Here is a 26,551-nt window from a genome sequence, read left to right as displayed (position 1 = left end):
GTTTCACTAAATCTTAACGCGCATCTTCTAAACCTTTGTTTTATCTTCATAAAAGATTAGCTTTTTATAGGTTATTTATTGATTGTGATTTACAGTTTAAAAATTTTGTCTCGGTTGATAGAAAGTTAAGTTAGAACTAAACATTGAATTAGCTTTAGCAATCGCTCTTGGTCAAGCCACCAACTTTATTGCAACCAAGCCTCATTCTTTATCTCTTATTATCTCTCAAACTTATTTCTAAGTGAATGTGCTGACAGAAGTTTTACTGAGTCAATTTACGTTCTCAAAGTGTAAAGTATGAATGAATGCCAAAACTAAATTTAATTATATTCTAAATATAAATATCGTTTCAAAAAAATATGTAGTTACTTATCAATTACTACCCAATATTCTTACTAAAACAGGGTATACAGCTTTGCAGTGCTTATGAGTAATACCCCTGTTAGTACGGTGAATTAGATGATTCAGTTGACCATGTGCAATAGGAAATAATTATGTCTAGTTTCTCTTGTTTTGTTGTAGGTGATGGTGTCCTTGCCGTAAAGTGCTTAGAGATTTTATTAACAGCAGAACACAAAGTCCTTGGAGTTTTTTCAGCAGAGAACTCACTAGTTAAGTTTGCAGAGGAACGTAATATTCCTCATGCTCCTTCTCTATCTGCTTTTCAAGATCGGCTACTTAGTACTGAGTACGACTACCTTTTTAGTATTAACAACGTCTGGTGGATCGTACCACCAAAAGTCATTGCCCAGGCACGAAAAGCAACAATTAACTTTCACGATTCACTTTTACCAAAGTATGCGGGGTTATATGCAACATCTTGGGCGCTGCTGCATGGCGAACGGCAACACGGCATCACCTGGCATGAAGTTGTCTCTGACATTGACGCTGGACGCATTCTCAAACAGCAAATAGTACCTATTGAACCCACTGATACAGCATTCGATCTAAATGCTCGCTGCTTGGATGTGGCGATCGCTACCTTTGACGAATTAATCGAGGAACTGGCAACCGATCGGCTAGAACCATTAGCACAGGATCGCTCGCAACAGAGTTATTTTGGTTCCAGCGATCGCCCAGCAGCAGCTTGCGTTTTGTCGTTTGACACGAGCAGTAAAGAGCTTTGTAATTTAGTGCGAGCATTAGATTTTGGTCCAATCCGCAATCCACTAGGCTTACCAAAACTCTGTTTACCAGGTGGAGTCGTTGCTGTGGGAGCTGCTGATGCAGTAGTAACCTCATACGGGAGCGCGAGGCAGGTGTTGGAACTTGATGCAGATGGAATTTGCATTGCCACTCAGGATGGTGCGGTACGGCTCAGCCGTCTGACATCGCTTGAGGGAAAACCCCTCACGTTAGAAAACTTGCAGCAATCTTACGGCGTGCGTATTGGCGTTATTTTACCCGAACTGGATGCCGAACTGAGAGATGCGATCGGTCAGCGTAATGCGGCGATCGCTCGCCACGAACGGTCGTGGGTCAAGCAACTGGCACAACTGACTCCGTTTCAACATCCCTATTTACAGGTTGGAGCGCTGAATGCGTCGTCCGAGCGTTTGCACCGATACCCCATCTTGCTGCCACCCAAACCGGTAGAACCGCGATCGCTACTAACCATGTTCGCAGCTTATTGCACGCGATTGGCAACAGAGCCAGAGTTTGACTTGGGGCTGCAAACCGCAGCACAGCGCAGTATTGCTCCAGAAATTTTTGCTCAACAAGTTCCGATTCGCGTTCAGTCTGTTGCTGAGGATTCCTTTACCGATTTTCAGAAACGCTTGGCAGCAGGATTAGATCGTGCGTCTCGTTTAGGTAGTTATACTTTAGATATCTTTGCCCGTCATCCAGAATTACAAAAGCTTTCCCAGAATTCTTTTCAAGTAGCGATTGTCCTGGCAGCTAGCCCCGAGCAACTAGACTGGACTCATTTGGGTGCAACGATTGCCCTTGTTGCCTATGAAGATGGTAGTTTGCCGGAATTGGTTCATGCTGGCTCGATTGATGAAGTAAATAGTGCAGCGATCGCTCAACGACTTCAGAATTTAATTAGCGCCTGCGTCGAACATCCCGAACAATTACTGCACCAACTCCCGTTACTCTCGGCTACAGAACTACACCAAATTTTGGTGGAGTGGAACCAAACAGTCAAACCATACTCTAGCGATCGCTGCATCCATCAGTTGTTCGAGCAGCAAGTCACCCTTAACCCCGATGCGATCGCCGTTGCTTTTGAGCAGCAACAGTTAACCTACGGAGAGTTGAATGCCAAAGCCAATCAACTAGCTCGTTATTTACAAAGACAAGGCGTAGGTCCCGATGTTCTCGTAGGGTTGCACGTAGAGCGATCGCTGGAGATGATGGTAGCGTTGTTAGGAATTCACAAAGCAGGGGGTGCTTACGTTCCTCTCGATCCAGATTTTCCCCCAGACCGAATTGGCTTCATGCTGAAAGACTCTCAAGCTGCGGTTATCGTCACCCAGCAGAAGTTAATTAGCAATTTAGTGGTCGAGCCTGGTGTTAATCTTATTCCCATCGATACGATGTGGGATGAGATCGAGCGAGAGGCGATCGCCAATCCCGATAGTGGAGTCAAGCCAGAAAATCTCAGCTACGTCATCTATACCTCTGGTTCTACGGGCAAGCCGAAGGGTGTAATGGTAGAACACCGTAATGCAGTCAACTTCTTTACGGGAATGGATGGGGTTATCGAGCATAACCCCCCTGGAGTCTGGTTAGCGGTCACGAGTTTGTCCTTTGATATTTCCGTGTTAGAGCTGTTTTGGACGCTAGCACGGGGGTTTAAGGTCGTCATCTACAATGCCAAGAAAGAGCGTACCGCTGCTAAGCCGTTATCGCTCCAGAATGCTAACAAGGCGATCGATTTCAGTTTGTTCTATTTCTCTAGTGATGAGAATGGTGGAGATGCTGCCGCTAAATATCGTCTATTGACTGAAGGCGCTAAGTTTGGCGATACGAACGGATTTAAAGCCGTCTGGACTCCAGAACGGCACTTCCATGCCTTCGGGGGGCTATTTCCCAACCCTGCCGTTACCAGTGCGGCGATCGCGGCAACGACCAAACAGATCCAGATTCGGGCGGGTAGCTGTGTTTCTCCACTGCATAGCTCGGTACGAATTGCCGAAGATTGGTCTATTGTGGATAATTTGTCAGGTGGTCGGGTGGGGATTTCCTTCGCCCCTGGCTGGCAACCAAATGATTTTGTCCTGCGCCCGGAAACCTTCGAGAATCGTAAGGACATTATGTTCCAGCAGATTGAGGAGGTGCGATCGCTCTGGCGCGGGGAATCTGTAACTTATCCGAATGGAAAAGGTGAAGCTGTAGCCGTTCAAACACTGCCACGTCCGATTCAACCCGAACTTCCAGTCTGGATTACTGCCGCAGGCAATCCAGAAACATTTCGCATGGCAGGTGCTAAAGGTTTTCATATTCTGACTCACTTATTGGGGCAGAGCCTAGAAGAATTAGCAGAAAAAATTGCCCTTTACCGACAAGCATGGGCAGAAAACGGACATTCCGGTCAGGGGACTGTAACCTTGATGCTCCATACCTTTGTAGGTCAGAGCGATGATGCCGTCCGCGAAATTGTGCGTCAACCGATGCGGCAATATCTCGCCACTTCTCTCGATTTAATCAAGCAAGCTGCATGGGCTTTTCCCACTTTCAAGCAGAAAACCACGAACGACAAAGGACAATTTGCGATATCTCACTTATCCGAGCGAGATCTGGATGAGGTGCTGGATTTCTCCTTTGAACGATACTTTGAAACCAGTGGTTTGTTCGGGACTGTAGAAACTTGTTTGCAGATAGTCGATCGCATCAAAGGCATTGACGTGGATGAAATTGCCTGTTTGATTGACTATGGCATCGACACCGATCTGGTCTTGTCCCAACTACCGCTACTCGATCGCGTGAAGGAACAGTCCAATCTGCCTATGACTGAAGCCGCAACACAGAACCATTCTGTGGCGGGACTGATCGAGCGCCATCAAGTGACACACCTGCAATGCACTCCCTCAATGGCGAGTTTGTTAATTGCCGATCCCGCTACTCGCGCCGCCATGAAACAGTTACGTCAGATGATGGTTGGCGGCGAAGCTTTGACCGAAGCCTTGGCGCTTCAACTCCAGCAAATTGTGGCGGGACAAGTTCATAATATGTACGGTCCTACAGAAACCGCCATCTGGTCGGCGACTCATACACTAACCCAAGTAGATGGAGTTGTTCCCATCGGTCGTCCAATCGCCAATACCGAACTTTATATCTTAGATCGGAACGGGCAGCCCGTTCCCATCGGAGTCGCAGGCGAACTCCTGATCGGGGGAGCAGGTGTGACTCGCGGTTATCTGAACCGACCGGAGTTAACTCAAGAGCGGTTTATTCCCCATCCTTTGAGTCAAAATCCGACCGACCGTCTCTACCGCACGGGAGATTTGGTACGTTACCGCAGGGATGGGAACGTAGAATTCCTCGGTCGCATCGACTTTCAAGTCAAGGTGCGGGGATATCGCATCGAACTAGGCGAAATTGAGACAATTTTAAGTCGCCACGAGGCAGTTCGAGAAGCAGCGATCGTAGTTCGCGAAGATGTACCGGGTGATAAGCGCCTGGTTGCCTACTTACTACTACAGCCAGGACAGCAGCCTGCTAACTCACAGTTGCGAGAATACTTACTCGCTCAATTACCAGAGTACATGGTTCCCTCCAACTTTGTCGTGCTAGAGGCTTTTCCACTCACGCCAAACAATAAGGTCGATCGCAAGGCACTGCCTGCGCCGACGACGGTGCAGTTGAATAGGGCGATCGAGCAGACAGCACCTCAAAATCAGGTTGAGCAAACCCTAATGGCGATTTGGCAAAACTTACTTCAGGTGTCTGAAATTGGTACGGGAGATAACTTCTTTAGTTTGGGAGGCAACTCTTTGATCGCCGTGTCATTGATGGGAACGATCCGCTCGACATTTAGTATTGACTTACCGTTGATTCATTTATTTCAATTCCCGACTGTCGGGGGTATGGCTCGACAGATCGAACAAGCTCAAGCTATGCAAGTCAATCTAGATGACATGGAAGACACGATCGAGTATTTGGCGCAATTGTCTGATGAAGAAGTGATGGCGCTGCTGAAGTAACAATGCTGGCGATCGCTCTTTGAGAGGGAGATCGCCAACTAGCCACTTAAAACCCCTGCATAAATTTTTCTAAATCTATTCTGTTGGTGTAAATCAAGCCAATGACTGAAATTATAAGCCAAAAGTTAAATTCCCAAGCGCACGTTGACAAGCTCCAATCTCTTTCACCCGAACGAAAAGCTTTGCTAGCTCAGTTAATTCGCGAGAAAAAAGTAGGTGTCAAACAAGAGCGGCAACCGCAGCGAGCAGTATTTAACCTACCAACGATTACTGCTGCCCCTGACGAACGATTTCACCCCTTTCCATTGACTGGATTGCAACAAGCTTACTGGGTTGGGCGCAGTGGTGAAGTGGAAATGGGACAGGTTGCCAGTCACAGCTATGTGGAATTGGAAGGCAACTTCGATCTGGAACGCTTGACTCAAGCTTGGCAACGATTAATAGATCGTCATGACATGATGCGAGCGGTCGTACTGCCGGATGGAACTCAACAGGTATTGGAAAATGTGCCTCCCTATCAGTTTCGGATGCTAGATTTGCGGGGACGGGATGTAGAAACAGTCAAAGCTCAGCTAAAAGACGTGCGCGATCGCATGTCGCATCAAATCCTCCCTAGCGATCGGTATCCCCTATTTGATATTCAAGCAACTTTACTGGACGATGGACGCACGCGGATTCATGTGAGTTTAGATAAGTTAATCTTTGATGGTTGGAGTATTGCAATTACCTATAGGGAATGGGCGGCGCTTTACCACAATCCTGAAACTCAACTGGAGCCTTTAGAAATTACCTTTCGCGATTATGTCTTGGCAGAGCGATCGTTGGCTAATTCCGAGGAGTACAGGCGATCGCAGGATTACTGGCGCAAACGAATCGATTCTTTACCCTTAAGACCAGATTTACCCCTTGCTAAGCAGCCGTCAGCTCTCACCAGTGGCAGGTTTGTGCGCCGAGAAAGGGTGGTAGAAGCTCCTATTTGGCAGCGCCTTAAATCGCAGGCGACTCAATTGGGGATTACTGCACCAGGCATTTTGGCAGCAGCCTACGCTGAAGTTCTGACGTTGTGGAATAAAGAGCGGCATTTCTGCATTAACATACCAAGTTTCAATCGCCTACCACTGCATTCACAGGTGAACCGTTTGATTGGGGAATATGCCTCATTCACGGTGCTGGAAATTGACAATAGGGGAGATGCTTCCTTTGCCGAGCGATCGCAACGTTTACAGGCGCAACTTTGGAGCGATATAGAGCATCGTTTCTTTAACGGGGTCGAAGTCCTGCGGGAACTTGCTGTTGCTCAAAATCGGCTTTCTGGTTCGCTGATGCCAGTTGTATTTACCGCAATTCCAGCAGATGAAACCGGACAAAGTACCTACGCTACGAAGCAAGCAGAAGCTCTGGGGGAGGTTGTCTTTGCCATTAACCAAACTTCCCAAGTATGGCTGAATAACCATGTTTTTGAACATAATGGTGCGCTTTATTGCCACTGGGATACCGTGGAAGAACTTTTTCCTGAAGGGCTATCCCAAAATCTCTTAAATGCTTTTATCCATTTGCTCCATCTGTTAGGTACTGATGAGAATCTCTGGCAGCAGAGTTGGTCGGAAGTCATGCGGCGGGTGATAGTGGCGACAGGTCAGCAGTTGGTAGCTGCCGGAGACGAGCAGCCAATGCCGGAAATCTTGCTTCACGATCTGATTGCGGCTCAAGTACCTCAACGCCCAGACCAACCTGCGGTTATTACAACTCAAAAAACCTTAACCTATCAAGAATTGTATTCCCTCGCAAACCGTTGGGGACGGCATTTGCGGAATTTAGGAGCGCAACCAAACCAACCGATCGCAATCGTGATGGAAAAGGGTTGGGAGCAAGTGATAGCTGCTCTGGGCGTATTACACGCTGGTGCTGCTTACCTCCCGATTGATGCCACAGTTGGGAAAGAACGGCTTGACTACCTGCTGGAGAATGGCAGAGTTGAAGTTGTCCTGACTCAATCTTGGTTAGACGATCGCCTGGAGTGGTTCGATCGCGTGCAGCGCCTCTGCGTCGATCGCGAAAACTTGGAAAATATTGACGATCGCCCCTTAGAACCGATTCAAACACCTGACGATCTCGCCTTTGTCCTCTACACCTCGGGTTCTACTGGCTTGCCGAAAGGCGTAATGATTCGCCATCGCGGATTGGTGAATGCAGTTGTCTGCACTCAAAAGCAATTTGAGATTAATTCTGGCGATCGCGTTTTAGGGTTGACAGCCCTGCATCACGATATGTCTATCTTCGACCTATTTGGCGTGTTAGGTGCTGGAGGAAGTCTAATTATTCCTGACGCAAGCGGACGACGCGACCCCTCCCATTGGTCGGATCTGTGCATGAAGCATCAGATTACGCTCTGGAATTCGGTTCCGGCAATGATGGATATGTTTTTGGAATATGCAGGCGAACGCACGGATGTCATTCCATCGACATTGCGGCTGGCGTTCCTGGGTGGGGATTGGATTCCGCTGACGATTCCGAAGCGTCTTGAGGCTCTGGTAGAGGGAGCTAAGGTAGTTAGTGTTGGTGGTCCCACGGAAACAACGCTGTGGAATATTTGGTATCCCGTGGAGGCATTCGATCTGAACTGGAAAAGCATACCCTACGGACGACCGATTCCTAACACTCGCTACTACATTCTCAACGAGGCTTTAGTCGAGTGTCCCGCCTGGGTATCGGGGGAAATGTGCGTTGCTGGCGTGGGAGTTGCTAAAGGCTATTGGCATGACACCGAGAAAACCAACGCCAAATTTATTCAACATCCCCGCACTGGCGAACGAATTTATCGAACTGGGGATATGGGGCGTTTCCGCCCCGACGGGACGATTGAGTTTATGGGGCGAGTCGATTTCCAAGTTAAAATTAACGGTCAGCGGATCGAGCTGGGGGAAATTGAGTCAACTTTACAACAACACGCAGGTGTTAGCTCGGCGATCGCGACGACTTACGACCAGAAAGGCAAAAAACTTTTAGTAGCATACGTCATTCCGGCGAAAGAGCCAGAGTTAAATACTGACGAACTGCGCTTGTTTTTACGCTCTAAGTTGCCAGAACACATGGTTCCTGCTGCTTTCGTAATGCTGAAGCAGTTTCCTTTGACTCGTAATGGTAAAGTCGATCGTCGGGCATTACCTGCACCTTTTGCAACGGACGCGACTCCTACCAAAAATAAATCTCAAAAGCAGTCTTCAGGGATTCAGGCGAAAGTCAGTCGAATTGTGCGTGAAGTATTGCAGCTGGAAAATGTCGATTTGGATGCGAACTTACTGAGTGTAGGTGCGAATTCTCTCGATATGGTGAGAATTGGCAATCAACTGGAGAAGGAATTCAAAAACCGTCCCCGTATTGATGAATTGTTCCGCTTGCAGTCAATTCAAGCTCTAGTTGATTATTACGAGCGGCAAGAAGATCGATCTGTTTCTAGCAATACAGATGACAGTTTATTAGGAAATAAATCGCTGCTGTCTTCCTATAAAATTATTCTCGATCCTGAAGAGCGGGAGAAATTTAAGAAATCGCGCCCAGGAATCCGGCGAGATCTGAGCGAAATGGTTGCAATTCAATTACAGCAACCTGTTATTGATGAGAGCTTACGGAAAAAGTATAGCGATCGCAGCAGTTATCGTAAGTTTTTATTAAAATCGATCCCATTTGAGAAATTCAGTTTGTTTTTGAGCTGTTTGTCTCAAATTATCCTAGACGGTCAATCTAAGTTTCTCTACGCTTCCCCTGGCGGTTTGAATCCAACTCAAGTTTACTTGCATATCAAACCCGGACGCATTGAAAATGTGCCAGCTGGTGTTTACTACTATCATCCAGAAGAACATCAACTCGTTGTTTTGACACCTAATGTCGATATTGACAGAGGAGTCCATATTCCATCCATTAATGCACCAATGTTTGATGAATGTGCCTTCTCCATCTTCTTCATTGCCGATTTAGATGCGATTGGACCTGGCTATGGCGATCGAGGAATTCACTTTGTTACCTTGGAATCGGGAATTATGGCACATCAGCTAGAGGTTTCGGCTCCAAGTTACGGAATTGGGATGTGTCAAGTCGGTAGTATTGCTTTTGAACGGATTCGTTCCTGGTTTAAGCTCAAGGACACCCATATCCTGATTCACTCCACGCTAGGAGGCTATGTTGATTCCAGCCGCTCTAGCCGACCCGATCTGAGCAATACTTCGGGACAAACACCGGAGAAAATGGCAGTTGAATTGTTGGAACGGATCGAGCATCTTTCTCCCAGTGAAGTTAAGGGATTGTTGGAGGCTTATCAACAGTTAGAAGGGAGCAGGGAGTAGGGAGCAGGGAATTCCCATACTTACAAGTGGTGAATGATTTTTCTTTCTATATTTGCACTTAGGCGATCGCAGAGTCGGCAAACAAGATAAACTAACAAGCGCACTCAATCTGTTAGTTTATCCCCATGTTGGCTTCTCCGTTCGCAGTTGAAACTATCGATCGCCAGCAAAATCTGATTGTCACTAGACCCCAGACAGGGTTTTGCTTGCGCGGTCGCATTCGGGTTCCTGGCGATAAATCAATTTCTCATCGGGCTTTGATGCTGGGGGCGCTGGCAAATGGGGAAACCCAAATTCAAGGGCTGTTATTGGGGGAAGATCCCAGGAGTACGGCTAGCTGTTTCCGGGCAATGGGGGCGGAAATCTCAGAACTCAATACAGATTTGGTGCGGGTGAAAGGGATCGGTTTGGGTCAGTTGCAGGAACCAGCAGACGTATTGGATGCAGGCAACTCTGGGACAACGATCCGGTTGATGTTGGGAATTTTAGCTTCTCATTCAGAAAGATTTTTTACAGTGACGGGAGATAGTTCGTTGCGATCGCGTCCCATGTCTCGCGTCGTCAAACCTTTGCAACAAATGGGGGCGCAAATTTGGGGACGTAAGGGTAATTCTCTCGCACCTTTGGCAATTCAAGGGCAAAACCTCAAGCCAATCCACTATCAATCTCCCATTGCTTCGGCACAGGTGAAATCTTGTATTCTGCTAGCTGGGTTGATGACTGAGGGAAAAACAACGGTGACAGAACCAGCTTTATCCCGCGACCACAGCGAACGGATGTTGCAAGCTTTTGGAGCGCAATTGAGCGTCGATCCCCAAATCCATAGTGTCACGGTGACGGGACCAGCGCAACTGCAAGGACAGCAGGTAGTCGTTCCTGGTGATATTAGTTCGGCTGCTTTTTGGTTGGTGGCTGGGGCGATCGTCCCAGATTCAGAATTGGTCGTTGAAAATGTTGGCGTTAACCCTACGCGCACAGGGATTTTAGCAGCTTTGGAAATGATGGGGGCAGATATTCAACTAGAAAATCAGCGAGTTGTCGCAGGGGAACCAGTCGCCGATTTGCGGGTGCGTTCTGGCGATTTAAAAGCGTGCACGATCGCAGGTGACTTAATTCCGCGTCTAATAGACGAAATTCCGATTTTAGCAGTAGCAGCAGTCTTTGCTAACGGTACGACGGTGATTCGGGATGCAGCAGAATTACGGGTTAAAGAAAGCGATCGCCTTGCAGCTATGGCAACCGAGTTAAATCGCATGGGTGCGAAAGTCACGGAATTACCCGATGGTTTAGAAATTAGTGGCGGAACAGCTTTAAGGGGTACGGAGGTAGATAGTTATACCGATCATCGCATTGCTATGAGTTTGGCGATCGCGGCTTTGAACGCAAGCGGTACGACAACTATAAGTCGAGCTGAAGCCGCAGCAATTTCTTATCCAGATTTCATCCCAACTCTGCAACAAGTTTGCCAGTAGCACTAACTACTTTTGCTGTAGGTGGGCGTTACCCACCTGACTACTCCCCAGATCTCGCATGACTGCGCGTATTTTTGCAAATGACGAGTCATTCTACATGCACCACAGCCAAAATCCAAAATGCGATCGCCTGCAGTTAGTGTAAGTCCTGAAGATTTGGCTAATTCCAACATCTTCTGCGTGTCTTCTGCTCCAGACGACAAGTATTCTTCCCTTGTCTCGCCATATCCCAACCAAAATTCTTGAGGAGGTACTGCTAATTTTCGCTATCGGCTTGCCGATCTGTAAGAGATGATTTTGGGATGACGTAAGAAGATACTCCCTATTACTTGCGGCAGAGATTATGTATAAGTAGCAACAGTTAAACCTATAGATTGTCTATCAAATAGATAGATTAAAAGCGATGAATTTGTATATAATCTACGATTGAATAATATTTGTTTTACTTATCTTATAGAAATGCTTGCAACTGATTTCGCTCCTGTGGTAACCCAAACGACCCGAGCAGATGCGCCATATTACTATTGAACTGCCAAACGTTATCGTACGAGGCGATCGCCTCTATTACAGATATTTGTAGATCTGCGTTCTTTTGTTCGATCGTATCTGCTAATTTGTGTCCGTTAAAAGCTAGATACAGTAGCGTTCGTACTATACTTAAAGCACTATAACCATCTACAGTGTTCAGAGCATTTATTAAGGCTGGAATGACAACATTTCCTGCTCCACCTAGATAGCATAAGCAAGCGCAAACATCGCTAATAACATCGCTATTAGCCCAAGCTAATCGAGCATACGATTCTCTCACAGATATGGGATTTTCAATAATTTCGATCGGTATTGCTATGGCTTCTGGTGGAGTTTTATCTTTTGCTAGTCTTACAAGTGTCATTGCAGCCGATAACCGAACGAGATCGCTTTCCTCAGAACTCAGAAATTGTATAAACAGTTCTATATTTGCTAGTTGCGGCAGCTCCAAAAGGCCCAGACTTAATATTAAGCTAGCTTTAACTTGAGGACTTCGTTCTTGCGCTAAACAGCGCTTAAAGTGAGGAATAATTTCTGACGCTCGCTGTTGGCAGCAAGCTAGGATGTAAGGTGCAGCAGTTCTGAGTTTTGAATTGTTATGTTCTAGCAAACTTAGATAAATGTTCGTACCGCTACAGACAGCATAATTTACATGTCTTGCCCAAGTTGTTTCTTGTTGAATTTGGACTTGAAACTCTGGGTTATCTAATTCGTCGCTATAAAACAATAAGTTTTGATGTTCTTCTAAATAAGAATGACCGCGTGCTAGATGTGCTAAGTAAATTAAAATCTTATCTCTATCTTGTACTGCTTCAGTTTGAATCAATTCTATTAAAAATGGTATTGCGTATACTGTAGCTTCAAAAACAGTACCTTGATGATAAATGTTACTGTACAATTTAGACAAAGCATCTTGACGAAACGGGGCATCAGCGGAGGCTAAACTTCTGAGTAGATCGGGTACATCATCAGCCATACCGTAAGCGTGTTCGAGTGCGTGCCAATTAATTACTTCTAAGCCTTCCAGCACAATTTATTCTCCAGCAGAGTGATGGCGCAATATTTACCTCACTGCCATCAAAATTTTACCTAGCCATTTTTGACTACTTCCATCTTTACCACAACCTCAGTTATAACCGTTTGTCGTTTTTTCAGAAATTAATTTGTTACCCGTAGTTCGTACAACTTCGCGAATATCGTTGATAGAATTTGGGAATTGTTCCTTATTGACAGTGAAAAAGCTTGGCTCGGTAGCCATTGACTTTAGCTCGGCGTTGTGAATCTGGGACACATGTTTTATGGTTACCTTTCTCTAAATCGTGCCTGGCGCTAGTAAAGTTGACGACCCATAAATCTAGGGGTTTTGGTAGTTCAGCAATTGTTTTGTAAAGAGTTTCGACTGAGCGATTCGAGCTACGATCGTGCTGAGCTAAAAGAAACAAAGGAGAATTTACTTGAGAACCATACAGATGTTTAAACTGCCAACCCAGTGTCATGAGTTCTCTCACCTGTGCGCGAGTATAGTGAGCTGTAGCGATTAAAATTGGATTTTGCGCTCCTTGTTGCATAATTGGTACGAGGCGATCGGGTCTTTCAATCTTTTGATAACCAAAGTTAAAAACGACAGTTAAAGCGCCAAAGAAACCTAGCAGCCAAATTAGCACGACTGCAACTCGACCTCTTGTTTGCAGAAATTTGAGTCGCAACTGCTGACGAGGAGTCCAGTTTAACTCTGCATGTCGAACTAATCGATCGCTATCCCAACAAATTGCTAATGCTGCGCTGACAATCGCAATCGAGGCTGGAAAGTAAACAAAATGATAGCGCGAGGCAATACTCAAATCTGCACCCAAGGCATAGGTAACAATCGAAAATAATGCAATTGCTACCAAAACAAATCCACCTACAACTTGAATCCCACTTCGAGATGGCGATCGCCATAACTGAATTTTCCAACCGTTAACGAGTATAGGCAACGTCCAAAATAGAAAAACGATGACAATTGCACCGCAAACTAGGGCAATTGGTTGACTTACGCCCTCGACGGGTAGCAGCCACAGCATTGAAATCATCCAAGCTAAAAACCTCGCCGTGCTTTCTAAAATACTGCCGAAAGGATTACCGCGATAAATCCAATCTGTCATTTGGTTATCTGGAATACTCTGCAAGAAAGGCAACCAGATTAAACCCCCAGCGATGGTTCCAGCTGCAACGGCGATGAGTGAGAGGTAGGAAATTGTAGGGGCGCACATCTGTGCGCCCCTACAATTCATCAATTGTTTCCACACCACGGCAAGCAAAACTATTGCCTCAGCACAGAGGGTGAGGGTGAAAAAGTAGTGAACGGCGATTCCTAATGTGTTAATTCCCACCCAAGTGAAGACTAACCAAATTGGGATCGGTTTTCGGTTCTCTAAACAGCGTGTAGCAACGATTAAGCAAGCCAAAGAAGCAATAATAATTAAGATTGCTAGGGTATAGTGACGCGGTTCTTGGGCTTGGTAGATGCCATAGGGTGAGACTGCCATCATTGCGGCGGCGATTTGTCCTACCAGGCGGGAACGAAAAGCTAGCCAGCACAGACCAAAACTAGCAGGAATTGCAGCCACTCCCAGAATGGCACTGAAGGCTCTTGCTGCCCATAATGAGACTAGTCCCTCGTCTGAGGGAAATAGCTGCAACCACAGGTGATTTAAGAGGAAATAGACAGGAGGATGAGTACTCTCTGTCATCAAATTGTGAAAAACATCGCCGAAGCTGGCTGCTGGATGAGGCTGTAGTGGTTGTAGTAGGGTGTCTAGGGCGATCGCTCGATCTAAAGGGACACTGCGAAAACTATTACCTAAACTGAATACTAAGGTGGCAAATTCATCTGACCAAGGTGGCTTCGCATCCAAATTAATAAATCTAATAATCGTGCCGATCGCTATCCATCCGAAAAGTGTCAGCCACTGAAGCCAACTTCTCTGGGTAAAATTCACCAACCCTCCACACCCCTTACACCAAATAAATTACACCAATAAATTATTCAAGCAGCTATCGCGGTTCGTAGTAGCGACAACCCTCACAGGGTCCTTCAGGATTGACCGCACATCTAATATAGCCGGAACGAGCGTTGTAGCGACAGCTGATGTCACCAACCAGATATCCTACTCCTTCTAGATAGTAGCGATCGCGATGAAGTGGTGTAGGTTCGCTTCTCTGTGTTCTGACTCTAGGGGTAAAGTCGATCGCTTGCCTAAATCTCGCTTGTATTTGCGCCTCTCTTCGGCGCAGTAGCCACAGCGATAGCAATGATGGCATTAGTCCTAAAGCAAGAATCCAGAGTGCTGCTCCCACCTGTGCTTTACCTCTTGTCAGTTATCAGTTGTCAGTTATCAGTTGTCAGCGATCGGGGAGCAGGGAGAAGAGAGCTGAGGAAGCTGAGGGAGCAACTCAAAATTCACGCATTCACGCATTCAAAATTTCCCCACACCCCATTTACTAGCCACTAGCCACCAGCCACTAGTCACTCTCTAATGTCAACCGTCAACCGTCAACCGTCAACCAACAACTGACAACACTACTCTTCCCTAATCTATAACAGCCAATTCAGTAGGGGGAATTTTTGCTTGGTTTTTGTCTTTTGTCTCAATGTTTGCGCTAGCTGTTGCGCTTCTCTTTCAGCTTGAAATAAATCGATGACTTTGGTTGTCAAAATGAATTTATTTGTATTGCGACGCTTGACTTGGGGTACAACTACTGAGCGATACTCGCAAGCACTTGTAGATAGTCGTTGAGTGTATTCTAATTGGCTGGCGATCGCTTTTAATCCAAAGATCGCTGCTTCTAGTTCTGCGGCTAATTGATTAATTTTGTCTGCTTGTGCTACCAAGTGCTGCCATTCGGGGCGATCGCTATGAGACGATTCTGATGGAATTTGAGGCTGCAAGGGTGGTATTGCCTGATGCTCTCGCTTTGGGATTGCGATCGCCGTTACACACAGTTGGTGGCGTTCGGGAGATACTGGTAGTGTTACGACTCTAGAACGCCCCAGATGCTGCTGGATGGGAAATTGAATTAAGTTGGATTTGAGTTTTGTCATACTACTTCTCGATGGGAGATCGCCGCTCAAATTTTAACTGCATATTAGTACAAGCGAACTATATTGACAAGGAAAGAATAGGTTAACTTTTTTGAAAAAAACTCGTTTAGGAGAAAAACCCATGTCAGCTACAGATCGAAATGGAACTCATGCAGCAGTCAAATCTGCTGACAGCACCAAAGAGAACAAATCGAAGAAAAAGCTGAACGGTAAGTTTTACGAAAAAGAATTGGCACGACTGCAAACGGAGTTGGTGAAATTGCAGTACTGGGTTAAACATCAAGGTTTAAAGGTAGCGCTGATTTTTGAAGGACGAGATGCAGCAGGAAAGGGAGGCGCAATTGGGTGCGTGACGGAATACCTCAATCCGCGTGGCTGTCGCGTGGTGGCTTTGGGTACGCCTTCAGATGTGGAAAAGACGCAGTGGTACTTTCAGCGTTATGTTGCCCATCTTCCTGCGGCGGGGGAAATTGTGCTGTTCGATCGCAGTTGGTACAATCGTGCGGGGGTAGAACGGGTGATGGGTTTTTGCACTGAGGCGCAATATCAAGAGTTTATGCAATCTTGCCCTGAATTTGAGCGAATGCTGGTGCGATCGGGAATTATTTTGTTGAAATATTGGTTTTCCGTCAGCGATGACGAACAGGAACGCCGCTTTCAAGCGCGGGTTAAAGATCCAGCTAAGCGCTGGAAACTTAGTCCAATGGATATTGAAGCTCGCGATCGCTGGGAGGAATATTCTAAAGCTAAGGATGTCATGCTAGCTCATACTAATATTCCAGAAGCTCCTTGGTTTACAGTGGAAGCCGATGATAAAAAACGGGCGCGACTGAACTTAATTCAACACCTTTTGAGCAAGATTCCCTACCAAGATATGACTCCAGATGCATTCGATCTACCACCTAGAAAGCCTGGAACTGGCTATCATCGTCCACCCCTCAACGAACAGTTTTTCGTTCCGCAGGTTTACTAGGCTATTTGTAGTAGGCGATTCTGTCAAGAAGATTTCATAATTCAAACGAGATTTTGTCATACAGTGTACCTCTTTGACGGTAGGGACGATTGAGGGAAGCGATCGCTGTTTGTAGTGTGTCTACTTCCATGCAAGTACCGCCAACTGCGCCTGCCATTGTGGTAATGTGTTCTTCCATCAGCGTGCCACCAATATCGTTGCAACCCCATTCTAAAGCTGTTGTTGCGCCTGCGAGTCCGAGTTTGACCCAACTCGGTTGATGGTTGGGAATCCATTTGCCTAAATAAATTCGCGCCATCGCTGTGAGTAGCAAAGCATCTGCTAAAACTGGTTGATCTCTTCCTACCCGCTTTCTTAAAGGCTTAGGTGCTTCTTGTCCGACAAAAGGTAATAAGATAAATTCTGTGATTTTCGCAGGATATTGTCGCTCGATCGCAATTTGTTGAAGCGATCGCAAATGTTCCAGATGACGGATCTGCTGTTGTGGCGTTTCAATATGTCCAGATAACATCGTACTGGTTGTGGTTAAGCCAAGTCGGTGTGCCGTACTCACAATTTCTAACCATGTCGCTGTGTTAATCTTTTCTGGACACAGAATTCGCCTAACATCATCATCCAATACTTCTGCTGCTGTTCCTGGCATTGAACCAACACCAGCATCCCGCAAAGCAGCGATAACGGTAGCGTAGCTCAAACCGTCTTCCCTAGCAATAAATTGCACTTCTTGGGGAGAAAAAGCATGTAAATGCAATTGGGGAAATTCTGCTTTAATAGTTTTGACTAATTGCAAATAGTATGGCATCGATTTGCCATCTATTTTTGCTGTAGGGTGAAGTCCCCCTTGCATACAAATTTCTGTTGCCCCTCTTTGCACGGCATCGGTAGCTTTTTCTAAGATTTGTCCCCATTCCAACCAGTAGGAACCTGCTTCGCCCGCATCGCGACGAAAGGCGCAGAAACTACAGTGTTGTTCGCAAATATTGGTAAAGTTGATATTGCGGTTAATGACATAAGTAACGATATCGCCCGCTTGCTGATGGCGGAGTTTATCGGCAGTATCGCGGATGAGAGCAATTGCTTCCGGTGCAGTTTGTTGTAATAACTCTACTCCTTCGGCTGGAGATATATCGTTTCCAGATAAGGCGCGATCGAGAATAGGTTCAATTGTTTGAGTTATCATTACTATTTGCGTTCTGCTATTCGGGTTTTTAAAATCATAATTTCGACACCTTTTGACACCGAGTTTAATACATGAGTCTTGGTGCTAAGTTAAGGCTTAAATTCTAACTTACGCAGAAAAAGGTGCTAATAAAATTTATTAGGAATGAATTGTAATGAATAAAAAGACAAAGGGATATTGACTTTGCGATTTAGTTTTGATAGACTCTGTATATAATAGAAATATATTTGCAATTTTCAATTCTTCAAATATTCCCATTATAAAGCGTATATGCTAAATTGTAGCAGCAAAAATAGCACGGGACAACCCCTTTTTATAGCCGATCGTTGTGCTTATTAAGTAAGTCATATACATATTATTTTTCTCTGAGAGTTTCTGGAATACCAACAGCAGAAAGACCAGCGATCGCTTGCAGATTTTGACGGCGGAGTAGTTCCATAAAATCTAAAGTCGGTCGTCCTTCCATCTGTGCCACCGCTTCAATTGCCGAAAAAAGATGTTGAGCCGCCTCCGCCTCACTATAACCCCGTCTTCCAGCAACGCGCACTGCTGCCTCATCTGCTTCTACCTCAATCTGAGAACTGCGGTTATTGCGCCAGATCCGAGTCCCTGCGATCGCGGTTAATGCTCCTGCTGCCACAGTACCCACCACATCCCCCTGCACGATCTCTACTACCGTCCCCACAAGCCCAGCTAAGACAACTCCTTGATAGACATCCGGTTTAAACCACTTTACTGCCGTCAACCAGCTAACAGTCCGCAACAGCAACAAATCTCGCTGTGGTTGGGGCAGCCGCCGCCAGAGATCGAAATTAATGAAAATACGGCGTTCTTGCTGCCACGGCAGAGGAAAAGCATAATCGATAACTTTAGTTTGCTCCCGCTTGCCGACAATCTTAGTCAACATCCGACCAGAAGCAGGCATCAAGTCCAGAAGGCGACGAATTTCAGTAGTTGGTTCCATGAATAGGGGTTGGAAAAAGTCAAAAGTTAAAAGTCAAAAGCTCACTACACCTCACACCCTATACCCTACACCTTGTTTGCCGATCGCTGATAATAAACTAATAGACTTAAAAAATTATCTCTTCAATGGATGCATTTGCACCGATTCCGCCTCAATGGACTCAACAGGCAACTCATGCCAGTGAATTTTGTTGTCCCCGTTGTCGTTCTGGTAGCCGCGAAGCAGAAAGAGTCTGGCTAAATCGACGATCGCCCGTGTTTACCGAAAATAATTGTCGCAAGTGGCAAGAGTTTTACCAGTGTCAATGCGGTTGTGTCTGGTGGGCATGGAGTAACGATCGCCCCCCCTCAGATTTAACACCGAAAGAAGACTGCGATCGTTAATTGGTTAGTTGTTGGTTGACAGTTGACAGTTGACGGTTGATGGTAAATGCTGGCGCTACACTCCGTGAAGACGGTTATTGAGAAGTGGCTGGTGGAACCGATGACGCTTTGGCTGGAATCTTTTCTAGTCACCAGCCACTAGTCACTAGTCACCGATCGCTGGTCAAGAAATCATCACCAAAACCATAAATTCAAGCAAATATTCCTGTTGGCAACGGGCAAATCTGTCTTGATGAGATAGAATACGATACAAACAACGGTAAACTTGTCAAGCTGATGAAATACTTCTTTAGAACAATGGCGGTTAAAAGAGATATTTCTTAATCTGGAGGCAAAGCCAGACAGAGAATTTAACCGAAAAGTCCGTACATTGCTGCCCAATCAATGACTCGTTGAATTTATAGGAATAAAGTTATGAGCGAGCGCTCACCATCGGAAGCATCTATCTTTTTGAGTTATCTCAGAAACGGGATTTGGTTCTTGGGAATATCTTTTTGGTTGTTTGGCATCATTGACCGAAGCATTGCTTCTTTCTCTGATGGCTCCCTATCGAGCGTAGATACGCTCCAGCTGTTTACAGCAGCCTTTTTCTTCATCGCTTGGTTGTTCCTGAAACCAAAGTCGGGGCATCGAGAGAAACAGGAAGTTGGGAATCCTAACCCTTCCTCAGCCTCCTCAGTTCCTCCCGCTATTTTCTAACTTCCAGTTGCTAATTTCTGTCCTACTAAAACAGAGCGGACAACCCGTTCGGCAGCCTTAGTAACGAGTTCTGGAGCATTGGCGATCGCATCTCCTAAACTACAGGGTGTATCGAGAATGCTTTCAAACGAGTCGATGCCGCAATCAAAATTTACCTCAGCATCACGCCCGATGGTTCCGGCAAGGGCAATAACTGGTAACTGATATTTCTTGGCTCTTTGTGCCACTTCTGCCGGAATTTTGCCGCGTGGAGTTTGAAAGTCAATACTTCCCTCCGCTGTAATCACCAGATCGGCATCTTCTAATAAGCGATCGAGGTGGAGATATTGCATCACAATGTCATAGCGAGGATGCAATTTTGCCCCTAATAAAGCATACAAGCCCGTACCCAAGCCACCAGAAGCACCACTTCCAGGCATTTCTCGCACGTCTATACCCATGTCGCGTTCGATGATAGCAGCATAATTATCAAGTGCTGCGGCTAGCTGCTCCACAGTTTCTGGTGAAGCACCTTTTTGAGGTCCAAATACTCGCGCTACACCTTTTTCGCCACACAACAGATTGTGCCAGTTACACGCCACATCAATTTGTACCGATCCCAAACGGCGATCGCGACCTTTAAGATCGATGCGTTCTAGTTTTATCAGTTCGCCACCACCGCGATCGAGTTCCTTCCCATCTGCATCTAACAGGCGTACTCCTAGAGCTTGCACCATCCCCGCACCACCATCATTCGTACCCGAATCGCCACAACCAACCAGTATCCGTTCTGCACCAGCATCTAGTGCTGCTTTAATCAGTTCTCCCACGCCATAGGTTGTTGTCACTAACGGATTACGTTCGTGATGCGGTACTAATCTCAGTCCTGCCGCTGCTGCCATCTCTAAGACAGCAGTTTTTGTCTGAGTATTACCCAGAAACCCAAAGTACGAATCTACAGGTTGTCCGACAGGACCAGCAACCGTCAGATGGTGTAAAGTCCCGCCCGTGGCGGTTACGAGGGCTTTGGTGAAACCTTCTCCACCATCGACTAAAGGAGCTTTGTGGATAGTAGCATCGGGTAAAACTCGCAAAATTCCCGATTCAATACAATCTGCTACCTCATCGGCTTCCAAACTCTCTTTAAATCCCGAAGGTGCAATCAAAATACGTAAGGTCATAATTATCTCCTGTGATGAATGAGTGGCTAGTCACTAGATTCTGAGTTTTGTTCTAGTCACTGGTCACTGGTCACTGATATCTACTCTCGTAGTGGCAATGAAATCTGTACGTATGTCCCCTGAGCGGGTTCGCTATCAATAGTGAGTTGACCTCCATGCTGTTCGATGACTGCTTTGCTTAAGGTAAGTCCCACACCTGCACGCTGACCGTTGGTAGTGACTGTGGGAGAAAAAACCCGTTCGATCGCGGGTTGTTGAATTCCCTTGCCGTTGTCAGCGACTTCAATTAAGAGATTCGTGGCATCGGGATCGATGCGCGTCCGCAAACCAATACGTCCACCTTGTTCTGGCAACGCTGCTAAGGCATTCCGTACGAGTTCGCTCAAAACCTCTCGTAACTTCGGGCGATCGACAACTGCATAACTGACTTCTGGAGCAATATCTAGATCGATGCTCACGGCGCGTTCGACGAATTCGGATTGAAATCGCAGCAGCAGATCGTAAAGCAGCGCTCTGACATCGGTACGGGCAAGATTCAAATCTAAGGGAAAGCCAAAATCAGTAATTCGCGACACGGCTTGTAATAGCAAGTCGAGCTGTCCGATCGCCGCCTGTTGTTGCCCGTCAAATTCTTCGTTGCCCTTAAAACCATTGTGGTGCTGTAACTGAGTCACTCGCGATCGCAATTGCGACAATAATCGATGCAAAGTGACTCGTGAAGGCAAATGCTGCCAAGCAGAATCTTCTACGCCATCTTTAACAACACCATTAGGAACGGCAGCCAAACCCGCAACCTGCTGCCGTTCTGCCATCACCTCCATCATGCGATTGAAAGCTCGGCTGACTGCTCCTAGCTCATCTTGACGTTCTTCACTGAGACGGCGTTTGAAGTCTCCCTTAGCTGCGTCGTCTAGTGCATTTTCCACTTCTCGCAATGGTGCAAATAAGTCAGAAGCTAAATAAGCTGCGAGAAGTAATATCAATGAAATAGTGCCAAAAGCCGCGATCGCTAAAACTAATTGCGCAGTTTGCCGCGTATTTTGTGTTTGTTGAGTGATGATTTGGCGATTTTGGCGATCCGAAGCAACGGCTTGTTGAGTGACTTGCTCAAACCTGATAAAGTCTATGTCTTCTAGTTGTTTTTCTAAAACTGTAAAGGCGCGATCGCGCTGACCTTGTTCTACTAATCTAAAGGCATCGCGGGCATCCTGTATCAGAGCCAGGTATGCGTTACGGACTTGCTGAACTTGTTTTCGTTCTGCCTCTGTATCAGCTAATTCTGCCCAGCGCTTAAAATCTGCTTCTGCTGGTTTGAGAAAAGCTTCAAATTCTTGTCGTGCGTCTATGTCATTGCTAATAATCGCGTCAGGAACTTCTTTAAAAGCGCGAAAAGTTGCCGTTCGCACGCTCTCAAGTAACAAACTACGTTGGTAATGCCCTTGCAATCTACGTTCGCTATTTTGCCACTGCGCGATCGCCCACACAGTCACACCTGCCGTTGCCAGCGCCAGCAGCGCCAACCCGCTAAATGTTGTTAATAGTTTCTTTCTTAAGTTCATGATTTAAGGGAGCAGGGAGTAGAGAGCGCACGAGCAGAGTCAGAGAGCTGAGAGAGCTTCAGGGGCAGAGGAAAAACCACTGGTCACTGGTCACCGATCGCTGATAACTGTCACAACCTCAACCCAATCCATTGCCAATAGCCGTAGTAGAACACCACGATCAGTCCCAAATGAACTAGCAAGAGTACGGAACTCAGACGCAACAAATCTGCTGGTTTGTAGGTTTCGCCTTCTAATTCTTGAAACATCAGCAGTGCTTTGGAACTGACGGGAAAAGTCAAACAGTAGTCCATGCCAACGTTGCTGAGGAATAAAACCGCTACGGGATTGAGCTGCAAGCTGTTGCCTAGATATAACAGCGCTGGGACTAGAGCTACAGCTCTAGCTGTATGCGAAGTCATGTAAATGTGGGAAGTCAGGGCAATTAGAGATAATACGAGCAAGATCAAGAGGCGCGATTCTGTGCCAGCAATTCCACTTGCGGCAAATAAATGATTGATAATCCACTGGGCTGCATCAGACTCAATCAATGCCTCACCTAAAACTAAAGCTGCACCTACAAATACAATTAAGTTCCAAGAAACTGCTTTCAGTCCATCTTTCCAGCTAATGACTCCAATTCTAGGCGCAGTTAGTACCAAAGCCCCAATCACCGTGACGGTGGCAATTTCCAACCCGTGCCAACTTTCCGTCAGCCATAGCCCTACCATGACCAGAACGACAAGCAGCGTTGTTCGTTCTGCTGTAGAAAAGGGTTTTTTTTGCTGATAAGGAATCTGAAGTTGGCGCTGGCGGCGATTTTTGTCTAAAAATAAGCGCAAAATTACCCAGCAAGAGATATAACTGGCGACAACTCCAAACGGCACGCCATAAAGCGCCCACTGCGCGTAGGAGAGCTTGACATCAGCAATTTCGTCTAACAAGTCGATCGCGATCAGATGGGAACCAGCACCGATCGAAGTAGAAATTGTGGCAACTAAAATAATTGTCGGCATCAGTAGCGCCATCGCACGGGTAATGCGGCGATCGCCTGCGGCGTTAGCAATGCTGCGAAATACGGGAATGACTACAGCTGCTCTACCAGAAGTGGAAGGAATGACGAAGGACAAGGGAATTAATATAGTTGTCAACAGCCAAAACACGCCGTTGACGTTACGGGCGCGACTGACGACTAGCTGCGTTAATCTTGCCGCTAAACCAGTTTGCTGTACGGCTCCACCTAAAATGAAAGCACCGATCATCAGCCAAATTACGTCTGATTCCAGTGCCTCAAACAATGCTTCTTGTTCGCTACCACCAGATAATATCAGCAACACCACCGTTGCCAGAGCAACGTATGCTGCATTTATGGTTGTAGTTGACCACAAAATTACCGCTAGGGCGAAGGCAAATAGAGATAATCGCGCCTCTGTTGGCAGCGAACTCGGTAGAAGAATGGCGATTCCTGCTATGAGAGTCAGCACCAAAGGCAGTACGGCATCAACCACCCAACGAAACCGTCGCTGACGTGAGGGAGTTTTAGGTAGAGGGCGCTTGCTCTCAATCCGCGACCAAATGCTAGTTGTGCTTAGTCGCTCCTTGCCACCTGCCTTTTGAGTGGCAGCAGCTTTACTCATCTTTCCTCCTAGTCACCAACTAATGTGCGGTATGACGACCTGTACTGAGTGATTGTTTCACTCAACTGATGATAGCGATCGCCCGTGCTTAATCAGAGACTAACATCTTCTTAAAGTAGATTTAATTTCTTCTCTAAGTATCTACCCTGGGATGGAAGGCAGAAGTTTTTACCTCAATCTAACTTTTTTCATAGATTGATTTATAGTGTTTTTGCCAACGTAATTTTGAAGTTTTTGAAATCTTTTATTTTTGCACTTGTAAAAATCAAAAGAGAGGTTATTCGCTCGAAATTATCCGAAGATGCTTCAGAAATCCTTTGAAAACCTAATTATTTTACGAAATTTCAAATATAGTTGCTTTAATTTTAAAAAATAAATAAAAATAGTAAACATGACCCAAACTTTGATAAAAAAACTAATTTTGAGCGTCGCTCCTCTAGCAATCGAATTATTGCTTTCTCCTACAGTCAGAGCCGAACAAATTCTGCAAGATACACAAATTAACCCGAATAGCAACGCTCGTCAAAGTATAAAAAATAACTTTTATCCAAAACACATCCCCTTAAGGACTAGTATCATCGATAACATTAACCAGAATAAAAAACTAATTTCGATCGCCGATCGTCGCGATCGTGAAGATCCCCCCAACTCCCCTTATCAAGGGGGGCGAAGGGGGGATCTTCAAATGAGCCAAGTCACATCTGTTTCGCAGCTATCTGATATCCAGCCTAGCGATTGGGCTTTTCAAGCCTTGCAATCTTTAGTGGAGCGCTACGGAGTCATTGCTGGCTATTCCGACAGCACGTTTAGAGGCGATCGGGCAATGACGCGGTATGAATTTGCGGCGGGGTTGAATGCAGCATTAGCAAGAATCAACGAACAGATCGCGGCTGGCAATCCGATAACTCAAACAGATTTAGCCACCCTACAAAAACTGCAAACTGATTTTGCTACCGAACTGGCAACTCTACGCGGGCGAGTCGATCGCTTAGAGGTACAGACAGCTCACTTAGAATCTAATCAATTCTCTACCACCACTAAACTAGAAGGAACGGTAATTTTTGCCCTCAGCGATGCTTTTGGCGGAGGGGGCGAGGACAATGGCGACGACAACAATACAGTGCTGCAAAGCCGAGCCAGACTTGCTTTTGAAACCAGTTTTACTGGAAAGGATACGCTGACTACTAGGCTGGATTTTGGCAACTTCGAGCAATTTGACTTACCAACAGATGAAGGGCGTTTGGGTTTTGACTCGAACACCGAAGGAAGCGTGGAACTGGGGAGCCTAGAATATGAACTACCAGTGGGTGAAAAAATCACGCTGTTGTTCCAATTCAACGATTCAGACAGCGATGATTTTACCGATGTCATCAATCCCTTGTTTGAAGACAGCGATACGGGGGCAATTTCTCGCTTTGGGCGACGCAATCCCATTTATCGCGTCCCCAATAGCAACACGGGAATTGGAGCGAGGTTACAGTTATCTGAGGCGATGAGTTTCGATTTCGCTTATCTAGCTGGAGATGCTAACAATCCGGCAGCTGGTGCGGGACTATTTAACGGCGATTACGGTGCGATCGCGCAATTAACTCTAACGCCCAGCGATCGCCTTGCTGTCGGCTTGACTTATATTCATTCTTATGGAGGTGCTGGTCAAGGTCTAGATACAGGTACGGGTAGCACGGCAGCTAATTTAACTCAAATCGGCACGCCAGATCTCGAACTGCCTGTAGTCGGTAACTCCTATGGCATTGAAGCCAGTTACAGAATTAGCGAGAATTTTGCGATCGGTGGCTGGGTGGGCTATACTGCTGCCCGTGCGATCGGTTTGGGAGATGCATCGATTTGGAATTACGCCATCACCTTCGGATTTCCCGATCTGGGCAAAGAAGGCAATCTCGGCGGAATTATTATTGGAATGCAACCGAAATTAACTGGTACGAGTAGCAGTTTGAGAGCGGTAGGGCAATCCAGCGACCCTAATACGTCAATCCACATTGAAAGCTTTTACAAACATCAAGTTACAGATAATATCTCCATCACCCCTGGTTTGATTTGGCTGACAGCTCCAAATCATAATACTGAGAACGAAGACATTATCATTGGGACAATCCGCACTGCTTTTGAATTTTAATCGCAACAGATTATGCAAATTTTTCCCACGCCTGGGTGACAATCTCGCTCAGCCTGCGGCGCTGGCGATCGTCTAATAAGCTATCATCTGCAAGCAGTTGGGCAGTTAGCTGTTCTAAAGATTGTCCTTGGGAACGGACGAATTGGATGACACCCGCGATCGCAGTGGCTACCAATTCATCGCTAATTGGTTTTTGTCTGAGATTAATAATTTCTTCGGGGCTGGTTGGGATGGGATAATGCATGGCGGGAGTTTACAAGATGAAAAACTGTTTTAATAAATCCAAACACAATTGTAAATTTTCTTAAA

Annotated in this window: 18 protein-coding genes and 1 pseudogene; 8 read left to right on the top strand and 11 right to left on the bottom strand. The window is 46.2% G+C overall.

Features of this window, described 5'->3' with window-relative positions:
- Positions 1-494: 494 nt before the first annotated feature.
- From QH73_RS03565 to QH73_RS28600, 4 genes are all read left to right on the top strand, one after another.
- Positions 495-5,150, top strand: coding sequence for a MupA/Atu3671 family FMN-dependent luciferase-like monooxygenase (locus QH73_RS03565; RefSeq protein ID WP_052289985.1), 4,656 nt, complete (start codon positions 495-497; stop codon positions 5,148-5,150).
- Between the two features lie 101 nt (positions 5,151-5,251).
- Positions 5,252-9,490, top strand: coding sequence for a non-ribosomal peptide synthetase (locus QH73_RS03560; protein ID WP_039715257.1), 4,239 nt, complete (start codon positions 5,252-5,254; stop codon positions 9,488-9,490).
- 125 nt (positions 9,491-9,615) lie between these two features.
- A complete protein-coding gene (gene aroA / locus QH73_RS03555) occupies positions 9,616-10,962 on the top strand; it encodes a 3-phosphoshikimate 1-carboxyvinyltransferase (RefSeq protein WP_039715256.1) in 1,347 nt (448 codons plus the stop codon).
- A 120-nt stretch (positions 10,963-11,082) separates the two neighbouring features.
- Positions 11,083-11,208 (top strand): hypothetical protein, encoded by a 126-nt coding sequence (locus QH73_RS28600; RefSeq protein WP_286194036.1) that lies wholly within the window; start codon positions 11,083-11,085, stop codon positions 11,206-11,208.
- Between the two features lie 205 nt (positions 11,209-11,413).
- Here QH73_RS28600 and QH73_RS03550 read toward each other — a convergent pair whose 3' ends face one another.
- From QH73_RS03550 to QH73_RS03535, 4 genes are all read right to left on the bottom strand, one after another.
- Positions 11,414-12,520 (bottom strand): hypothetical protein, encoded by a 1,107-nt coding sequence (locus tag QH73_RS03550; protein ID WP_039715255.1) that lies wholly within the window; start codon positions 12,518-12,520, stop codon positions 11,414-11,416.
- Positions 12,521-12,713: 193 nt separating this feature from the next.
- A complete protein-coding gene (locus QH73_RS03545) occupies positions 12,714-14,471 on the bottom strand; it encodes a glycosyltransferase family 39 protein (RefSeq protein ID WP_039715254.1) in 1,758 nt (585 codons plus the stop codon).
- Between the two features lie 55 nt (positions 14,472-14,526).
- Positions 14,527-14,829 (bottom strand): DUF6464 family protein, encoded by a 303-nt coding sequence (locus QH73_RS03540; protein WP_132866563.1) that lies wholly within the window; start codon positions 14,827-14,829, stop codon positions 14,527-14,529.
- Positions 14,830-15,067: 238 nt separating this feature from the next.
- Positions 15,068-15,574: a hypothetical protein gene (locus QH73_RS03535; RefSeq protein WP_052289984.1), complete on the bottom strand. Its 507-nt coding sequence runs from the start codon at positions 15,572-15,574 to the stop codon at positions 15,068-15,070.
- A gap of 121 nt (positions 15,575-15,695) precedes the next feature.
- Between QH73_RS03535 and ppk2 the strand changes: the two genes are divergently transcribed.
- Entirely contained in the window at positions 15,696-16,547 is an 852-nt protein-coding gene (gene ppk2 / locus QH73_RS03530; RefSeq protein WP_039715253.1) for a polyphosphate kinase 2, read from the top strand.
- A gap of 34 nt (positions 16,548-16,581) precedes the next feature.
- On the opposite strand, the gene cofH is transcribed toward ppk2, so the two are convergent.
- Positions 16,582-17,727: a 7,8-didemethyl-8-hydroxy-5-deazariboflavin synthase subunit CofH gene (gene cofH / locus QH73_RS03525; protein WP_039715252.1), complete on the bottom strand. Its 1,146-nt coding sequence runs from the start codon at positions 17,725-17,727 to the stop codon at positions 16,582-16,584.
- Positions 17,728-18,082: 355 nt separating this feature from the next.
- Positions 18,083-18,691 carry a DUF3318 domain-containing protein gene (locus QH73_RS03520; RefSeq protein WP_039715251.1) on the bottom strand — a complete coding sequence of 203 codons (609 nt, stop codon included), beginning with the start codon at positions 18,689-18,691 and terminating at the stop codon, positions 18,083-18,085.
- 125 nt (positions 18,692-18,816) lie between these two features.
- Here QH73_RS03520 and QH73_RS03515 point away from each other — a divergent pair, with 125 nt between their 5' ends.
- Positions 18,817-19,074: a hypothetical protein gene (locus QH73_RS03515; RefSeq protein WP_132866561.1), complete on the top strand. Its 258-nt coding sequence runs from the start codon at positions 18,817-18,819 to the stop codon at positions 19,072-19,074.
- On the opposite strand, the gene QH73_RS03510 is transcribed toward QH73_RS03515, so the two are convergent.
- Entirely contained in the window at positions 19,045-19,206 is a 162-nt protein-coding gene (locus QH73_RS03510) for a hypothetical protein (protein WP_165587613.1), read from the bottom strand. The two genes, QH73_RS03515 and QH73_RS03510, sit on opposite strands and share 30 nt — an antisense overlap.
- A 282-nt stretch (positions 19,207-19,488) precedes the next feature.
- On the opposite strand from QH73_RS03510, the pseudogene QH73_RS03505 reads away from it, so the two are divergent.
- Positions 19,489-19,698 (top strand): annotated as a pseudogene (locus QH73_RS03505) (hypothetical protein); the annotation flags it as partial.
- Between the two features lie 71 nt (positions 19,699-19,769).
- Here QH73_RS03505 and QH73_RS03500 read toward each other — a convergent pair.
- The 3 genes from QH73_RS03500 to QH73_RS03490 form a co-directional block, all read right to left on the bottom strand.
- Entirely contained in the window at positions 19,770-20,933 is a 1,164-nt protein-coding gene (locus tag QH73_RS03500) for a glycerate kinase (RefSeq protein WP_039715250.1), read from the bottom strand.
- Positions 20,934-21,013: 80 nt separating this feature from the next.
- The gene (locus QH73_RS03495) at positions 21,014-22,492 is read right to left on the bottom strand and encodes a sensor histidine kinase (protein WP_039715249.1); all 1,479 of its coding nucleotides are present in this window, start codon (positions 22,490-22,492) and stop codon (positions 21,014-21,016) included.
- Positions 22,493-22,602: 110 nt separating this feature from the next.
- The gene (locus QH73_RS03490) at positions 22,603-24,108 is read right to left on the bottom strand and encodes an SLC13 family permease (protein ID WP_039715248.1); all 1,506 of its coding nucleotides are present in this window, start codon (positions 24,106-24,108) and stop codon (positions 22,603-22,605) included.
- Positions 24,109-24,499: 391 nt separating this feature from the next.
- On the opposite strand from QH73_RS03490, the gene QH73_RS03485 reads away from it, so the two are divergent.
- A complete protein-coding gene (locus QH73_RS03485; RefSeq protein WP_039715247.1) occupies positions 24,500-26,242 on the top strand; it encodes an iron uptake porin in 1,743 nt (580 codons plus the stop codon).
- A 10-nt stretch (positions 26,243-26,252) separates the two neighbouring features.
- On the opposite strand, the gene QH73_RS03480 is transcribed toward QH73_RS03485, so the two are convergent.
- Positions 26,253-26,486, bottom strand: a complete 234-nt coding sequence (locus QH73_RS03480) for a hypothetical protein (RefSeq protein ID WP_015157184.1) — start codon at positions 26,484-26,486, stop codon at positions 26,253-26,255.
- Between the last annotated feature and the right edge of the window lie 65 nt (positions 26,487-26,551).

It is taken from the genome of Scytonema millei VB511283 (assembly GCF_000817735.3).
Classification (GTDB): Bacteria; Cyanobacteriota; Cyanobacteriia; order Cyanobacteriales; family Chroococcidiopsidaceae; genus Chroococcidiopsis; species Chroococcidiopsis millei_B.
The sequence above is the reverse complement of the archived record's forward strand: the minus strand, read 5'-3'. Positions and strand labels throughout refer to the sequence as shown.

Bases quoted from the DNA above. Each gene is read 5' to 3' on its own strand.
- QH73_RS03565 (WP_052289985.1), top strand. From the start codon at position 495: ATGTCTAGTTTCTCTTGTTTTGTTGTAGGTGATGGTGTCCTTGCCGTA.
- QH73_RS03560 (WP_039715257.1), top strand. From the start codon at position 5,252: ATGACTGAAATTATAAGCCAAAAGTTAAATTCCCAAGCGCACGTTGAC.
- aroA (WP_039715256.1), top strand. From the start codon at position 9,616: ATGTTGGCTTCTCCGTTCGCAGTTGAAACTATCGATCGCCAGCAAAAT.
- QH73_RS28600 (WP_286194036.1), top strand. From the start codon at position 11,083: ATGCGATCGCCTGCAGTTAGTGTAAGTCCTGAAGATTTGGCTAATTCC.
- QH73_RS03535 (WP_052289984.1), bottom strand. From the start codon at position 15,574: ATGACAAAACTCAAATCCAACTTAATTCAATTTCCCATCCAGCAGCAT.
- ppk2 (WP_039715253.1), top strand. From the start codon at position 15,696: ATGTCAGCTACAGATCGAAATGGAACTCATGCAGCAGTCAAATCTGCT.
- cofH (WP_039715252.1), bottom strand. From the start codon at position 17,727: ATGATAACTCAAACAATTGAACCTATTCTCGATCGCGCCTTATCTGGA.
- QH73_RS03520 (WP_039715251.1), bottom strand. From the start codon at position 18,691: ATGGAACCAACTACTGAAATTCGTCGCCTTCTGGACTTGATGCCTGCT.
- QH73_RS03515 (WP_132866561.1), top strand. From the start codon at position 18,817: ATGGATGCATTTGCACCGATTCCGCCTCAATGGACTCAACAGGCAACT.
- QH73_RS03500 (WP_039715250.1), bottom strand. From the start codon at position 20,933: ATGACCTTACGTATTTTGATTGCACCTTCGGGATTTAAAGAGAGTTTG.
- QH73_RS03495 (WP_039715249.1), bottom strand. From the start codon at position 22,492: ATGAACTTAAGAAAGAAACTATTAACAACATTTAGCGGGTTGGCGCTG.
- QH73_RS03490 (WP_039715248.1), bottom strand. From the start codon at position 24,108: ATGAGTAAAGCTGCTGCCACTCAAAAGGCAGGTGGCAAGGAGCGACTA.
- QH73_RS03485 (WP_039715247.1), top strand. From the start codon at position 24,500: ATGACCCAAACTTTGATAAAAAAACTAATTTTGAGCGTCGCTCCTCTA.
- QH73_RS03480 (WP_015157184.1), bottom strand. From the start codon at position 26,486: ATGCATTATCCCATCCCAACCAGCCCCGAAGAAATTATTAATCTCAGA.